This window comes from Streptomyces sp. NPDC091282 (assembly GCF_044757385.1).
Classification (GTDB): Bacteria; Actinomycetota; Actinomycetes; order Streptomycetales; family Streptomycetaceae; genus Streptomyces; species Streptomyces gramineus.
Genome location: NZ_JBIVUX010000004.1, coordinates 335,256 through 349,840, shown reverse-complemented (window position 1 = coordinate 349,840; position 14,585 = coordinate 335,256). Strand labels below are relative to the sequence as shown.

The following is a 14,585-nucleotide window of genomic DNA, read 5'->3' as shown; positions in this document are numbered from 1 at the left end:
GCCCGCCCGGTACCCGGCCGGTGCGCGGGTGGGTGGGGGCGGGCACGGCAGGGGACGGAGTCGGCGCCGACGGGGCGGAGGGCGCCCCGGGCCGGGCTGCGGCGGCTGGAACGCAGGCCGTGGTGCCGGGCCGTCAGCCGGAGGCTGTGCGGCGCGCGGTACGCCCGGATATCTGTATCCGGTCGATCGTGCCGGTGGCGGGGTCGCGGTGGAAGCGACCGCCGGGTTCGAGGCGCCCGGTCACCGGGTCGACGAGGTCGCAGGTCAGGTCGGTGTAGCAGACCAGCGGCAGGGCGAGGTCACCGTCTATGGACAGGGACGGCGAGCCGTCGGGGCCGAGTGCCACCCGGTAGTGGGTGGTTCCGTTGCGGTAGACGCCCCCGCAGCCGGATGCCGGGGCGGGTCGGCCGCCGGAGGGCTGCTGAACGGCGGGCACCCGTACGCCGGTGAGGTCGGCGAGGTCGGCGGCGAGGTCGCGCCACAGGGCGGTGGCACCGCCGGAGTTGCCGGTGAAGGCGAGGACCACGCCGTGCTCGGGGTCGACCCGCAGATGGCAGGAGGTGCCCTGGGCGTTGCCGTCGTGGCCGAACCACACGAGGCCGTCCTGCCGGTACTGGGCGAGCCCGGGGCCCCAGCCGTCGGCGAGTCCGGCCGGCCGTGCGGCGTGGTCGACTCTGCGCATCTCCTCGGCGACGGCGGGCGGCAGCACGTCCACGCGCTTGATCAGGGCGTTGCCGAACGCGACCAGATCCAGGGCGGAGGCCAGCAGCGCGCCGGCCGGAGCCTCCAGGGGGGCCAGGTTCTGGCGGGCCGGGCGGGCCAGGCCGGTCGCGGTGTTGACGGCGTGTCCGGCGGCCGTCGGCCGGGTGGCCACTTGGTCCCCGATGAAGGCGGGGCGGGTGCCAAGGGGTTCGAGGAGCAGGGCGCGCACGGCCTCGTGCCAGGGCATGCCGGTCACCTCCTCCACGAGCCGTCCGGCGGCGACGTATCCGGCGTTGGAGTAGGAGAAGTCGGTGCCGGGGGTGAAGAGGGCGTCGCGGGCGTCGCAGATGGCGGCGAGGTAGCGCGCGGTGGACGTCGCGGCCGCGGTGTCGGAGTCCGGCCCGGTCGGCAGTCCGCCGGTGTGGCTGAGCAGGTGACGTACCGTGACCTGCGGTGTTCCGCGCAGTTCGGGCAGGTGGGCCGCGGCGGAGCCGTCCAGGTCGAGGTCCCCGTCGTCGGCGAGGAGCAGGACGAGCGCCGCGGTGTAGGGCTTGGTGAGCGATCCGAGCGGAACGGCCGTCTCGGCGGTGAAGGGCGCGCCGGTCGCGGTGTCGGCCGTCCCGGTGTGCAGGACGAGAGTGTCCGTGCCGGTGTCCAGGGCGAGTTGGGCACCGGGCACCCGGTGGGAGCGGGCGAGTGTGTCGAGGCGGTCCTGGAGCTCCTCGCGCAAGGAGGACGGCGCGCAGGGGGCGTTCGTGGTGGTGGGGACGGCGTACGGCATGAGAAGGGGACTCCCGTTGATGGGTCTCATGTGCGGGTGTGACGGCGGCCCCGATCGAGCGGCGGGAGGCTGCCGGTGCGGATGCGTGCGGTGCGCGAGCGGTGCGGCGCTACGTCCTGCCGACCTGGACGGGCAGATGGCGTACGCCCACGATGACGGCCGGGTTCTGGAAGGTCACGTCCGCGTAGGAGGGCACAGCCAGAGTGCGGAATCGTTTATTCAGGATCCGCAGGGCGATGCGTGCCTCCAGGCGGGCCAGCGGCGCGCCGAAACAGAAGTGGACGCCCTGGCCGAAGGTGAGATGCGGGTTGGGGTTCCGGCCGATGTCGAACGTGTCGGGTGCCGCGAAGCGGGCGGGGTCCCGGTTGGCGGCGCCCAGGTGTGCCATGAGCAGGCTGTCGACCGGGAGTTCACGTCCGTGCAGGACCACCGGGCGGGCGATGCGGCGGCCGAGTTCGGGGAAGGGCGGCAGCCAGCGCAGCACCTCCTCCACGGCCTGGGGCAGCCGGGCGGGTTCGGCGCGCAGCACGTCGAACGCGCCGGGGTGCCGGTCGAACATGACGATGGCGTTGCCGAGCAGAGCGGTGGTGGTGATGTGCCCGGCGACCAGCAGCAGGGCGACGAACCCGACCATCTCCTCGTCGGTGAGGCGGACGCCGTCCACCTCCGCGGCGATGAGGCGACTGGTGAGGTCGTCGCCGGGGTTGGCCCTGCGGGCGCGGATGTGGTCCAGCATGTAACCGGTCATGGCGCGGACCGTGGGAGCGATGGCCTGCAGCGCCCGCTCCAGGTCGGCCATGTCGGGCGTCTCGCCGAGCTGGTCGCCGCCGAACAGGACGCCGGCCCACTCCTGGAAGAGGCGGTGTTCCTCGGCCGGGATGCCGAGGAGTTCGGCGATGACGATGATGGGGAGCGGGTAGGCGAGCGTGTCCACGAGGTCGAAGCGGTCACGGTCGCCGACGTCGTCCAGGAGACGCTCGCCGATCGCCTCGATACGGGGCTCCAGCCCTTGCACGACTCGGGGGGTGAAGGCCTGGCTCACGAGCGTGCGGTACTTGCGGTGCTTCGGCGGGTCCATCGCGACGAAGTTGCCCTCGCGCAGGGCGTCGAAGTCGGGCTGCGCCGGGGCGAGGGCGGAGAGGTCCGAGGAGTACGTCGCCGGATCGCCGAGCACCGCGGCGACGGTCTCGTGATCGACCACCCGCCACACACCCTGTGTCTCATCGAGCTGCAACGGCCCGGACGCGTATAAGTCCCGCCAGCGCTCGGGTAAGACTTCTAACAGGTGCGGTGCGCCTAACACTCTTTCACTCATCACCATGCTCCTTGGTAATAAGGGGGAAGGTCGGCAGGGTGTGCGAGATTGCCATCCGCCGGCGACTGATGGGGGCGTGGCTGCGCCGACAGGGAAAGCAGCGAGCGGAGGCAGACGGTGCCGCGCGCGGACATGGTCCGGCCGTCAGCGGTGAGGTGTGACGTGGCTCAACACATCAGACGTGACCCACTGCATTTCTCCGACCGGGCAAGGCCCTTGGTCGGACACCCCCACAGGCCATAGCGCTCCGGAATGCCCCATTCCGTCGGCGAGTCGTCCGGCGCGGCAACCCCGCGAGTTCCCGGATGCTTGTGAACAAGCAGTCGGATTCGTGTGTCCGGCGTGCGGAACTGCGCGATACGGACCCCGCCGTTCCGCACTCGCATGGAGCGCACCCCCGATACACCTCCGCTCGGTCGGACATCGGCCACAGTCTTCACCGCGTGTCATTCATAAGCAACCCCCAGAAGTTGAACGCAGAGTGTGTGCCTGCTGCATCGACATCGCTCCCCGAAAATGTTGGCGGAGATTCGACCGATTGCGCAAACGGACCCTGCCCGCTTCTCCGCACCCCGTGTGCCCCGGAGTTCCCCGGCCAAACCGGCGCATGCCCCGGCCATTTTTCGCAGGATTCCCCGGTGCCGGATCCCGCATTTACGGGATGGCCGATTCCGCTAGGTTCGGCGGCCGCATCGGACGGCTTGATTTCTCCCCCGCCCCGACTACGCAGAAGAAAGCACTGGCCTGAGGAGCGGTTCGCCGACTCCAGCACGGGCAACTGACCCGCCATCAGTCCCCTTCACTCCGAACGACGCCGCTGAACAGGCAGGACGGCGGCACTCACTGGAGTACCAGGACGGCGTCGAGAGGCATGCGGCGCGATCAATGAAGCGGTCGATCTTCCTTACGGCCGGCGCGCTTATCAATAATCAGTAGGCTTTTCTCGCCCCGACCCGTTAACTTGACCGTTGAACTTTTATGAGCGAATACGCGCCCCCGTAACGGTTCGCGCAGTCGCATCTTCCTGAGCCGTCTCCTGGCAGAAACCCGCAGGCCGCAGTGGGCATAACGCTCCGACGATCTGGCCGCTCAAGACGGATTAGGACGTCACGTCGGCCACACGGGAACCAGTCCGTACGGCAGTGGTGCCCGCCTTGCCGCACTCCCGCAATCAAGCCACATTCAAGACGGCGAAGCACAGCCGAATCCGCGCGCGACGCCGCTGCTCGCCGACCACCGGATCTGCTGCGCCGCATGGGCGCTGCGGGCCGGTCCGGCCGGGTCCGGCGGCTGCGGCCTGCCGGGCTTCAGGCCGGATGGCTCATCCAGATGTCGTGGGCGTCGGAGGTGTCCCGCCCGGCCAGAGTCGGGACCACCTGGGTCTGCGCCATGGCCACGCCCATGGCGCCGAGCCCCAGAGCGATGATCAGAGGCGTCGAGCCGCGCCTGTAGGCCGAGGCGACCACGGGTTCGGTCACGCGGGTCGGCGTGTCGGTCAGGGACACGATTGCGGTCCTTACGGTGTCGTGCTGCGGCCAGGGCGCGACGGGACGCGGCTGGCCAACTTCATTGCGGTGAAAGGGCAGTGCGAGAAGGAGCGTTCGCGGAGCGGGCCTACGGCCCAGGGGTGGACGGCCACGTAGCGCAATGCCGCGCCGGGAGCGACCCGCGTCATCGCAGGGCCGTGCGAGCGGGAGGACGCCCGCGGGGGCGGGCGGTGCGGCAAGAACCGTCGCCCGGTCCATCCCCGTCCCCGCTTCTCGACCTCGGCTGCCGGTACGCCTCCGCAAGGCCCTTGAAGGCCCTCGGTGAAGCGGTGCGCACCGGGGTGCCGGCCTGGCTCCTACGGCATCGCGGGCGAGAGCCCTCCATGACCGGTCGAGTGTCTCCGTGGCCCCCTGGGGGCGGGTACGCGCCGAGCCGGTCGCGGGCTGCAGGGCTGCTCAGGTGGGCGCGGGCGTCTCCCGGCCTCGGCCGGGAGACGCCATGGCCGTCATCCCAGCTGCGCGAGGAGTTCCTCGGTCGTGAGAATGGCGTGGGCGTAGGTCGGGCCGTTGAGTTCGTGGGCGGCGTGCATGGCCTCCTGACTGAAGGCCGCGGTGGCGTCCTTGACCAGCGTGACGTGGTAGCCCAGCTCCTGACCGAACCGGCCGGTCGACTCGATGCACGTGTTGGCGACCAGGCCGATCAGGACGATGCGGCGGATGCCGTGCTGCTTGAGCTGCAGATCGAGATCGGTGTTGGCGAAGCCGCTCGATCCCCAGTGCTCATGGGCGACGACCTCACCGGGCTGGGGCTGGAAGTCGTCGCTGAACGTGCCGCCCCACGTGTCCTTGGCGAAGGCCTGCGCCTTGGCCGAGCCGAGCTGGTAGGGCGTGGGGAAGTCGAAGGAGACGTAGTCACCGGGCTCCCAGCGGTGGTGCGGGACGAAGATGACCTTCACTCCGCGATCGCGCGCTGCGGCGACCACCTCGCGCAGGTGGTCGAGGAGGTTCACTTCCTCGGCGACCGCCTTGACCCGGGGCCACACCTTGCCGCCTTCGCTGAGGAAGTCGTTGTAGGGGTCGACCAGCAGAATGGCGGTGGTCGAAGCGTCGTAACTCATACGAAATCTCCTGTCAGACGTCAGGCTTGCGCCTCATGGCGTCGAGCCTTGCGGTGAATTCGACTGTCCTTGTCCCCGGGGGCCCTGCGGGCGCATCCAGCGCGGCCGCCGCGCGGAGTTCCGGACGGCCTGGGCTGTCTGCCGCGCTTAACCCCTCAGGGGGCTCAGTGGTGCCGCCCACATGTGGATGTTATGCATCATCCACATGAATCAGGATGACGCCTAACATCCACCGTGTCAAACGGCGGGGTCCCGGTCGTCGGGGAGGGAACCGCGGAGGCGGCAGGAGAATCGCCCTCGCACTCAAGCCTTCGGAGTGCCTTCGTGGGCTCCATCAAGCTGCGGCCAGGGCCCGGGCCCACTCCTGGCGACGGAGATCCGCTTCTTCGAGCGGTGCACGGCACCACCCTTCCCGTGACCTGTCGGGGCTTCCTGATCGCGGTCGCCGGCGGTGGGGCGGCACCGGCGCCGCGGGCTCTTTCGCCCGACAGAGGAAGTGGACCGCGAACAGGCCCCGCACGGCTTCCCGCCAGGTGACGGCCAGAGTGTCTGTAGCTACAGCCGCAGCTACAGCCGCATTTCACGCCGGCTTCCTGATTCGCACCCACCCCGGGACGCCGAGAGGGGCCAGGCAGGATGCCTGGCCCCTCTGATGTGACATTGGGCGCCCCTCCCCCGACCCGCCGGCGGGCGAGCGGGCGGGCGGGTGGCGCGGACAACGACTCACTCCCCCACGGACTGCCGGCCGCCCGCTCGGCTGTTGTCCCATGGTCGCCCGGCGCATCATCCGCCCCGGAACATCCAACCGCCGGGGCGGGTGTCGTTGCCGTTGAGCGTCGGGACGCGGGCGGCGTGGCTCGTTCGGGACCGCGGTCTCAGCCCTGGGCACCGCCGGCGAGCGAGGCGATCTCGGCGCGGGCCGCCGCGACGAGTTCGGCGTTCGTGTGGGCGTGACCTGCAAGTCCCCAGCCGCCGTCCGGCGCCTCGGTCAGCAGTACCCAGGTCCTGTCGGCCAAGGACGGATCACCGGCAGCCGCGGCGATGAGATCGGTGAACTGCCGGACCACCGCCAGCTGCTTGTCACGGTCCAGGGCGCCGGCGTTGGTGAGGACCTGCACCCGTACATAGGTGCTGTCGCCCTCGACGTTCGAGATGTGATCCGCAGAAAGGTCGTGGACGAACGCGGCGGTGTTCTTCCGGAACATCGGGATGTCGGGCACCTGCTCGATCGCCATCAGGGTGGAGGCCAGGCCCTGAGCCAGCTTCCTGGGGTCGCTGAAGGTACCGGACGCGGCGTAGACGTCGATCATGGGCATGAGTCTGCTCCTCGGATTGGGGTCTGGGGTGAAGCGCCCTGAGAGGTGGCACCGCGATGGGCGCGACGACAGGGCGTCGTGCCGGGTTCCGTGCGGACGGACATCAGGCCGCCGGCAGCCCTGGCCACGACGCTTGACCCCATGGAAGCCTCCGGGAGTACGGGTCCAGGGTCCTGCCACCCTTTGATTATGCTATGCAACATAGCATAATCACACACAGGCCCGGGGGGGGTCTGCCGAATGAGAAAGAATGAGCCGCATGTCAGAGGGCGTGCGTGAAGCGATGATCAAGGCGGCGTGGTTGCTGATCGCCGAGCGAGGACTCGAGGGCATGTCGACCCGCGAGGTCCTCGCCCGCACCGGGGCGCCTCGCGGCTCCGTCTACCACCACTTCCCCCGCGGCCGCTCGGAGCTGATCGAGCTGGCCCTCGAACACTCCGAGCAGTGGGCGCAGAAGCAGATCGCCGCGATCCACCCGCAGACGCCGAGCGACGTGGTCGTCGGCTACATCGACATCTGGCGCAGAGTGGTCGAGGGCACGGACTTCCGCGCCGGCTGTGCGATGGCCGGGGCCATCGCCGGTGGACACGACCCCGCGATCCTCGACCGGACCGAGGCAGCCTTCGACGCTGCCGGCGAAGCACTGGCCGCCCTGTTCGAACAAGTCGGACTGGCACCTGCCCAGGCCGCACAGCGCGCCGCCCTGTTGGTGATCGCCGCCGAAGGAGCCGTCATCCTGTCCCGCGCACGGCGAAACAGCGAACCGCTCGCCCTCGTCGCCGCCCAGCTCAGCTGAGTCCGCAGGCGCCCTGCTCACCCGGTGCGCCGCCCGCGCCGTCGGCGCCCGCCCGCGCGGTCCGCCGGGTCGGGGCCATGGTCTGGTTCCGCACCAGCTTGGTCTTGCGCTGGGCCGCGACGAAGCGGACGGCGCCGAGGAGCAGGTTGCGTCGGTCAGTCACGGGTGAGTTCGCCGTCGACGAGGCGCCACACGTGCAGGGGGTTGGTCTCGCGCAGCGACTCGGGCAGCAGTTCGTCGGGGAAGTTCTGGTAGGTGACGGGGCGAAGGAACCGCTCGATCGCGCTCATCCCGACGGAGGTGAAGCGGGAGTCCGACGTGGCGGGGAACGGGCCGGTGTGGACGGAGGCGTGGGAAACCTCCTGCGGCATCGAGAAGTTGTTGATCACGATACGGCCGGTGCGGCGCTCCAGGATCGGCAGGAGTTCCTGGGCGATGGCGTGATCCCTCACCTCGGCGTGGAGGCTTGCCGACAGCTGTCCCCTGAAGCCGCGGGCGACCTCGCGGAGTTGGTCAGCTCCGGTCAGCCGCACCAGCAGGACGAAGGGACCGGACACCTCCTCACGCATGGCCGGTTCAGCCAGCAGCTGCCCGCCGGTGACCTCGTACACCAGCAACTGCCCTTCCCACGCGGTGGCCGGAGCCCCTCCGGCGCCGATCCGGGTGGCGCCGTTGTCCTGCATCCGCCGCACGTTGCCCGTGTAGGCGTCGTGGATGCCGGGCGTGAGCATGGTCCGTGCGGCTGTCTTCGCCACCTCGGCCCTTGCCGCGTCCCGCAGTTCGTCGAAGCCGGGCCCGTCGACGGCGAGGAGGACGGCCGGCTTGAGGCATGCCTGCCCGACGTTGTACTGGGCGCGCCGTGCGAGGCCGGTTCCGCGAGGCCGGTTCCGATCTCCGCCCCGCGCGCCGCCAGCGGCTCGGCGAGGAAGCGCGGGGGGACGGCCTGCTCGTGGTCCATGTGCCAGCCAGCAGCGCCTTCATGAGTGCGTGGGTCCCGGCGGTGTCACCGCGGGCGGCCTTCGCGGCTGTCCTCGACCATGTCGCTCCCCCGGTACCGACCTCGCCTCCGGCCTCGAAGCTCAGACCGTCGGTCATTCCGGTTCAGTACGCGCCTGCTTCCCGTAGCTCCTTCTTCACCACCGCCGAGTACCGGGGGCAGTACGCGACCACCCCCAGCACGACCAGCTGGTAGGCGTCCGCCTTCCCCGTACCCCAGTCCTCCCCTACCGGATACAGGTCGTCGCTGTCGTCGAGCATCCACTCAACGCTGTGGCCCGCAGCGAGGGCGTCGCACCACTTCGGTGGGAACGCCTCCAGCTCATCCGCCGGCGGTACTGCTGGAACGCCGCTTGCGTACGAGTCGAGGTGTGCGTCGATCACCGAGTTGATGAACTGCTCGGTGGGCGCGACGGTCGGGACAGGGCCTGGCGCAGCGCCGCCGATGCTGTCCCTGGAGCATCCGGCGACAGTCAACGTGGCGACGAGAGCCGCCGCGGCGGCGAGGGTGCGTGTCATGCAGGCGTGCCCCTGTTCAGGTCAGGCCGTTCACGGCCGTCTTGTACTCGGCGGCCTGTGTCGGGGTCAGGTAGTGCGACACCCGGACCAGGACGGCGCCGTGGACGTAGTCGTACTCCGAGAGCGCGGGCATCGACTTGGTGACGGCCTGGATGTACTCGGCTCGGGCTTGCGCGCCGGCGCCGTCACCAAAAACCTCGATGGCGCCGCCACGCTCGACGTCGCCCTTGTCGGTGCCTTCGACGTCGGACGTCCTGATGCGACTGTCGGTGAAGGTGATCTTCGAGGTGTACTGGTGGGGGCGCCCCAGAAGGTGGTTGGGGTCGTTGTCCGCGGTGACCGTGCCCGAGAGTTTCGCCGAGGCGACCGTGCCGGAGAGCTTCGCAAAAGCAGTGCCGGCAGTGAGGGGCTTGCTCACTGCGGCGTCCGCTTTGGCCGGGCTGCCGCTTTCACCGCCGCTGCTGTTGCTCGTGGTGGAGCAGGCGGCGAGCGCGAGCGCGGTGACGGCGGTGAGCGCGGCGGCAGTTCTGCGGCGCATGATTCCCCCTGGGTTGTTCGGTTGCGGGTACGAGGTCTGTGACCTGTGACGGTGCCGCGCGGTTGCCGCCTACTGGAAGATTCACTCATTCGTGATAGGTGCCAGACATCGCCGGTTCGCGATGCCCAAGGCCCGCCTGGTTGCCAGGTGGGCACTCTGGCTCACACGTTGCTGATGCAGCAGGGTGGGCAGCCTGCGACCTGATGACGAAGCCCCTCGGTGGACCCCGGTTCTTGGCCGGACGTGACATCGACGCTGGGGTGCTGCGGCCAAGCCGGGCCCGCGAGTGTGGTGATGGCCAATGGAGGACACTTCTCCGGCTCCCGGGTGAGGCTGACCAGTTCATCGGGAGGTTCGCCTCCGTCCCGGAGGGCCATCACATAGGCCTTCGCCTGCTGTGGTCCCAACCGGGGAGCCTGCTTGCGTAGGTGGCGCAGCGCGGCCATCGTCCCGTCGGAGTGCACGAGTTCCCCGACAGCCGTGATCAGCGGATCGGCCGGTTGGACCCCCCTGACCTGCTGAAGGTAGAGCTCCTCCCAGTCCTCACCCACGTATGTGGTGACAGGGATGTGGTGGATGCTCCCGTCCTGGCGGTCCACCAGATAGGGCCCACCGCCGACCAACATCTCTTTGATGTCGCGGCTGCTGACGTACTCAGCAGACTGCAAGGTGACCAGCCACCCGAGCACATGCTCCTCCACACCGAGGACAGCGAGCTCGGGCAGCCGTGCCGTCCAGGGCGACTCCTGGCGCTCTTTCGACAACAGGGCCTCGACCAGCTCAACGGCGCGTTCTTCGGTAACCACGCCCTTCATCTTTCACTACGGTGCAACCGGTTCAGATCCCCGAACGGACCAGTTGCACATACCTGGACCAAGATCCCCAGCGCGGTCTCACACCTTTGCCTCAGCCCCCTGTCCACCCCAACTCTTACTGATCTTTTCGGAGGTTCGGTGGAAAGCTGTCGGGGTGGCATGTGCGCGTTCCCCCCAGTCGCCGGTTCGTCTCTTCCTCGGGCAGGTCGGTCCGGTCACGCAAGCGGGGCCGGAGCGGGGGCGGCGGGAACCGGCAGGGCCGGCTGTTCGGCCCAGACGATCTTTCCGGTGGGGGTGAAGCGGGTTCCCCACCGCTCGGCGAGCTGAGCGACGAGGAAGATTCCGCGACCGCCTTCGTCCATGTCCGCCGCGTAACGCAGGTGCGGGGACGTGCTGCTGCCGTCGCAGACCTCTATCACCAGGTTGGTGTCGAACAGCAGACGCAGGTGGACAGGAGCTGACCCGTAGCGGATGGCGTTGGTGACGAGTTCGCTGAGGATGAGTTCGGTGACAAACGCCATCTCCTCCAGCTTCCAGTTGGTCAGCTTCGCGAGCACCTCGCTCCGCAGTACGGACACCGCGGCGGGATCGGTCGGGATGTCCCAGTCGGCGATACGGTCGTGGGGAAACGCGCGGGTTCGGGCGACCAGGAGAGTGGCGTCATCGACTGAGTGCGCGGGCAGCAGCGCTCCGACAATCAGCTCGCAGGTTTCCTCCGGGTCGGTTCCCGCGCCGGAAAGCGTGTCGCACAGCAGCGCCAGACCGGTCCCGATGTCGCGGCCCCGATGGTGAACCAACCCGTTGGTGTAGAGCACGAGCTGAGAGTCCTCCGGCAGCTGCCGCTCGGCGGCCTGAAAGCGCAGGCCGCCGAGACCGAGCGGGGGCCCCGCGGGCAGGTCGAGAAGTTCCACATAACCGTCCGGCTGGACGACAGCGGGCGGAAAGTGACCGGCCCTTGCCATCGTGCACCACCGTGAGACCGGGTCGTAAATGGCATACAGGCAGGTAGCCGCGAAGGTCGCGTCATCGCCGACGCCCGCTTCCGCATCCATCTGATGCACCGCGTCGTCAAGGCGGGCCAGCAGCTCGTCAGGGGGCAGGTCGAGGGTGGAGAAGTTCCGCACCGCGGTTCGCAACCGGCCCATGGCGACGGCGGATCGCAGCCCACGGCCGACCACGTCCCCCACCACCAGGGCCGTGCGGAAGCCCGGGAGGGAGATCACGTCGAACCAGTCCCCGCCGACCTCCGCGTCGGCGGGCACGTACCGGAACGCGGGCCGTACGGCGCTGGTGTCCGGCGTCATACGAGGCAGGAGGCTGCGCTGCAACGTCGTGGCGATGGCACGCTCACGGGAGTAACGGCGGGCCAGCTGAGAGACCGCCAAGCCGACGACGAGCAGAAGCCCCGCGGTGAGAATGTCGTCCGCGTTTTTGAATTGAGTGAAATTTTCGTAAGGAGCGGTGAAGAAAAAGGTGAACCCTATGGCGGCGGAAAGGGCTGTCAAGGCCGCGGCCCAGCGATGACTGAAAGCAGCCACCACGGCGACGACGAACATCAGAATCAGGGCCACATTGGCCTGGGACAGGGAGGCGCGAGCCGGCAACAGGAGTACGCATGCGCCAAGCGGGACTATCACCGCCGCAAGGAGTGCGATCAGCCCCTTGACCGGCTCACGAGGCATACGCCACCTCCTTTTCCTCCGGTTTATCAGGGCTTGCGAGGAACAGCCAGTCGGCACCGGCTCTTTCCGGAGACCCGGGCGAAGACCCCTTGGGTCCGCCCGAAGCCCCTTGTGGACGATCAACGGCGCCTACGAATGACAGTCGTAGTGAAGGGCTGACAGCAGAGAGTGGCTGCCAAGCCGACGAGGGCCAAGTACTGGACTTGACCGAGTGATGTCCAAACGAACTCCCGCGCAGCTGACCGGGCCTCCTTCGGTAGTCCCGGAGCCGACGGGAAGCGCGGTGGCGCGGTGAGGGCGGCGGTCGGGTTCTTCTAGGGCCTTGCCAGAATCCCGCCGGAACTTCGCCGGACTCTCTCTGGACCCGGTGTCCGGATTTCCCCAAGTCCGGTTCCCTGTCCGCTTCTTGACCTGTCGTGCCGTTCGACGGCGGTTAGGGTGGGGGCCGGGGGCGGACGGACGACCGGGGGGATCGGGTGGATCGCCTGGCAGGAGTGGAACCCGAGGCCGGCCCCGCCGCCGGCACCGCGAACCGTGCGCGGCTCGGGGCGGTCGCGGTGGTCGCCGCGGTGGTGGTCGTCGTCCTCGGTGTGCTGTTCGCCGGTCACGGTGAGCCCAGCACTGTGGACCGGTGGCTGGTCCCGCCCACGGCGGACAGCGTGCGGGGGCCGTGGCGGCAGGTCGCGCTGGCCCTGGACTTCCTGGGCGAACCCGTGGGATCGGTGCTGCTGGTCGCGGGCTGCGCAGCCGTCTGTCTGCTGCGCCGGCGCCGACGGGCCGCGGTGCTGGTGGTGGCCGGGGTCGGCGTGACGGTGGGCGCGACCACGCTGCTCAAGCAGGTGGTGGGACGCACCATCCACGGCGCGGGCAACCTGTCCTACCCGAGCGGGCACACCGCCTTCCTCACCACGCTCGCCGTGCTGGCGGCGCTGCCCGCGGCCGGCCGGCCCGGCGTCGGCAGGACGGCCGGCACCTCACTCGTGCTGGCCGCCGCGGTGACGGCCGGGGCGGCCATGGGCTGGGCCGAGGTCGCCCTGGGCGCGCACTATCCCACCGACGCCCTCGGCGGCTGGTGCACCGCGCTGGCGGTGACACCGCCGACCGCGTGGCTGGTCGACCGTCTGGCAGACCGGACGGCCGACGCGGACGGGCGGCGGCTCCGCTGACGTCACCTCACGCCAGGCGGCGGAACACGGGCTTCACCGCCCGTCCGGCCAGCCAGGGGGTGGGGTCGGCGGCCTCCAGCGCCTTCCGGTACACCGCACAGGCCTGGGCCACCACGTCGACGGTGCGGTCGATGTCCGTGTCGTCGAGTGCGCTGCTGACCACGAACGACGGGGCGAGCACGCCGCCCGCGAGGAGACTGCGCAGGAAGAGGGTGCGGTACTGCTGCGAGGGCCGCAGGTTCTCGTCGAGGGTGGCGAAGACCAGGTTGCTGGCCCGGCCCCGGACCACGACGTGCTCGCCGACGCCCATGGCGGCCGCGGCGTCGCGGACACCGGCGGCCAGCCGCTCGCCGAGGGCGTGCAGCCGCGCGGTGATCCCCTCCTCGACGTAGACCGTCTGGACGGCCATCGCGGCCGCCAGGGAGTGGGTCTCGGCGCCGTGCGTGGTGGACAGCAGGAACACCCGGTCACCGGAGTCACGCAGTCCGCCCCGTTCCATGAGGCCGCGTCGGCCGGCCAGCGCGGAGACGGCGAAGCCGTTGCCGAGCGCCTTGCCGAACGTGGAGAGGTCGGGGACGACGCCGTACAGGCCCTGGGCGCCCGCCTCGGACCAGCGGAAGCCGGTGATCATCTCGTCGAAGATCAGTACGCAGCCGTGCCGGTCGGCCAGGTCGCGCAGGCCGGCGAGGTAGCCGGGCGGCGGCTCGGTCTGGGTGGCGGGTTCCAGGATCAGGCAGGCGATCTCGTCCGGGTACCGGGCGAGCAGTTCCTCGGTGGCGGCGAGGTCGCCGTACGGGAAGGACACGGTGAGGTCCGTGGTGGCCGCCGGAATGCCGGCGGACATCGGTGTGGTGCCGATGAACCAGTCGTCGACGGAGAAGAAGGGATGGTCGGCGCAGAGGGCCACGCGCGGGCGCCCGGTGACGGCACGGGCCAGGCGGACCGCGGCGGTGGTGGCGTCGGACCCGTTCTTCGCGAACTTCACCATCTCGGCCGTCGGTACGGTGGCCAGGAAGCGTTCCGCCGCCTCGACCTCCACGATGGAGGGCCGGACGAAGTTGCTGCCGCGGTCGAGTTCCCGCCGGGCCGCCTCGACCACGCGCGGGTGGGCGTGGCCGAGGCTGACCGAGCGCAGGCCGGACCCGTACTCGACGTAGCGGTTGCCGTCGACGTCCCACACGTGGGCTCCGCGGCCGTGGCTGATGACCGGTGCCAGGTTCTCGGGGTACTGGTCGTCGCCTTTTGCGTAGGTGTGCGCGCCCCCGGGGATCATGGCGTGCAGCCGCTCGTTGGCCTTGCGCGAGCGGGGCAGGAGAATTTCTCGGATGTCTTCGGTGGGCACGCCGACCTCAAC

At 69.8% G+C, this 14,585-nt stretch carries 14 protein-coding genes; 2 read left to right on the top strand and 12 right to left on the bottom strand.

Annotation, left to right across the window (positions count from 1 at the left end; genetic code table 11):
* Positions 1-133: 133 nt before the first annotated feature.
* From ACIQOE_RS20550 to ACIQOE_RS20530, 5 genes are all read right to left on the bottom strand, one after another.
* Positions 134-1,483: a serine hydrolase domain-containing protein gene (locus tag ACIQOE_RS20550; protein ID WP_401412826.1), complete on the bottom strand. Its 1,350-nt coding sequence runs from the start codon at positions 1,481-1,483 to the stop codon at positions 134-136.
* A gap of 109 nt (positions 1,484-1,592) precedes the next feature.
* Positions 1,593-2,684 carry a cytochrome P450 gene (locus ACIQOE_RS20545; protein WP_351326412.1) on the bottom strand — a complete coding sequence of 364 codons (1,092 nt, stop codon included), beginning with the start codon at positions 2,682-2,684 and terminating at the stop codon, positions 1,593-1,595.
* A gap of 1,421 nt (positions 2,685-4,105) precedes the next feature.
* Positions 4,106-4,303 carry a hypothetical protein gene (locus ACIQOE_RS20540; protein WP_401412824.1) on the bottom strand — a complete coding sequence of 66 codons (198 nt, stop codon included), beginning with the start codon at positions 4,301-4,303 and terminating at the stop codon, positions 4,106-4,108.
* A gap of 488 nt (positions 4,304-4,791) precedes the next feature.
* Complete coding sequence (locus ACIQOE_RS20535) at positions 4,792-5,403, bottom strand: isochorismatase family cysteine hydrolase (protein ID WP_365553879.1); 612 nt, start codon at positions 5,401-5,403, stop codon at positions 4,792-4,794.
* 875 nt (positions 5,404-6,278) lie between these two features.
* Positions 6,279-6,719, bottom strand: a complete 441-nt coding sequence (locus ACIQOE_RS20530; protein WP_351326415.1) for a hypothetical protein — start codon at positions 6,717-6,719, stop codon at positions 6,279-6,281.
* Between the two features lie 250 nt (positions 6,720-6,969).
* On the opposite strand from ACIQOE_RS20530, the gene ACIQOE_RS20525 reads away from it, so the two are divergent.
* The gene (locus tag ACIQOE_RS20525; protein WP_401412821.1) at positions 6,970-7,515 is read left to right on the top strand and encodes a TetR/AcrR family transcriptional regulator; all 546 of its coding nucleotides are present in this window, start codon (positions 6,970-6,972) and stop codon (positions 7,513-7,515) included.
* On the opposite strand, the gene ACIQOE_RS20520 is transcribed toward ACIQOE_RS20525, so the two are convergent.
* From ACIQOE_RS20520 to ACIQOE_RS20495, 6 genes are all read right to left on the bottom strand, one after another.
* Complete coding sequence (locus ACIQOE_RS20520) at positions 7,508-7,678, bottom strand: hypothetical protein (RefSeq protein ID WP_401412819.1); 171 nt, start codon at positions 7,676-7,678, stop codon at positions 7,508-7,510. The genes ACIQOE_RS20525 and ACIQOE_RS20520 overlap by 8 nt on opposite strands.
* A complete protein-coding gene (locus ACIQOE_RS20515) occupies positions 7,671-8,270 on the bottom strand; it encodes a hypothetical protein (RefSeq protein ID WP_401412817.1) in 600 nt (199 codons plus the stop codon). Before ACIQOE_RS20515 ends, ACIQOE_RS20520 begins: the two co-directional genes overlap by 8 nt.
* A gap of 346 nt (positions 8,271-8,616) precedes the next feature.
* Positions 8,617-9,030, bottom strand: coding sequence for a hypothetical protein (locus tag ACIQOE_RS20510; RefSeq protein ID WP_401412815.1), 414 nt, complete (start codon positions 9,028-9,030; stop codon positions 8,617-8,619).
* Positions 9,031-9,046: 16 nt separating this feature from the next.
* A complete protein-coding gene (locus ACIQOE_RS20505) occupies positions 9,047-9,568 on the bottom strand; it encodes a hypothetical protein (protein WP_351326425.1) in 522 nt (173 codons plus the stop codon).
* Positions 9,569-9,729: 161 nt separating this feature from the next.
* Positions 9,730-10,383 (bottom strand): YrhB domain-containing protein, encoded by a 654-nt coding sequence (locus ACIQOE_RS20500; RefSeq protein ID WP_401412813.1) that lies wholly within the window; start codon positions 10,381-10,383, stop codon positions 9,730-9,732.
* Between the two features lie 215 nt (positions 10,384-10,598).
* Positions 10,599-12,065, bottom strand: coding sequence for a SpoIIE family protein phosphatase (locus ACIQOE_RS20495; RefSeq protein WP_401412811.1), 1,467 nt, complete (start codon positions 12,063-12,065; stop codon positions 10,599-10,601).
* Between the two features lie 494 nt (positions 12,066-12,559).
* Between ACIQOE_RS20495 and ACIQOE_RS20490 the strand changes: the two genes are divergently transcribed.
* Complete coding sequence (locus ACIQOE_RS20490) at positions 12,560-13,231, top strand: phosphatase PAP2 family protein (protein WP_365571280.1); 672 nt, start codon at positions 12,560-12,562, stop codon at positions 13,229-13,231.
* A gap of 7 nt (positions 13,232-13,238) precedes the next feature.
* Here ACIQOE_RS20490 and ACIQOE_RS20485 read toward each other — a convergent pair whose 3' ends face one another.
* Entirely contained in the window at positions 13,239-14,573 is a 1,335-nt protein-coding gene (locus ACIQOE_RS20485; RefSeq protein WP_401412809.1) for a glutamate-1-semialdehyde 2,1-aminomutase, read from the bottom strand.
* Between the last annotated feature and the right edge of the window lie 12 nt (positions 14,574-14,585).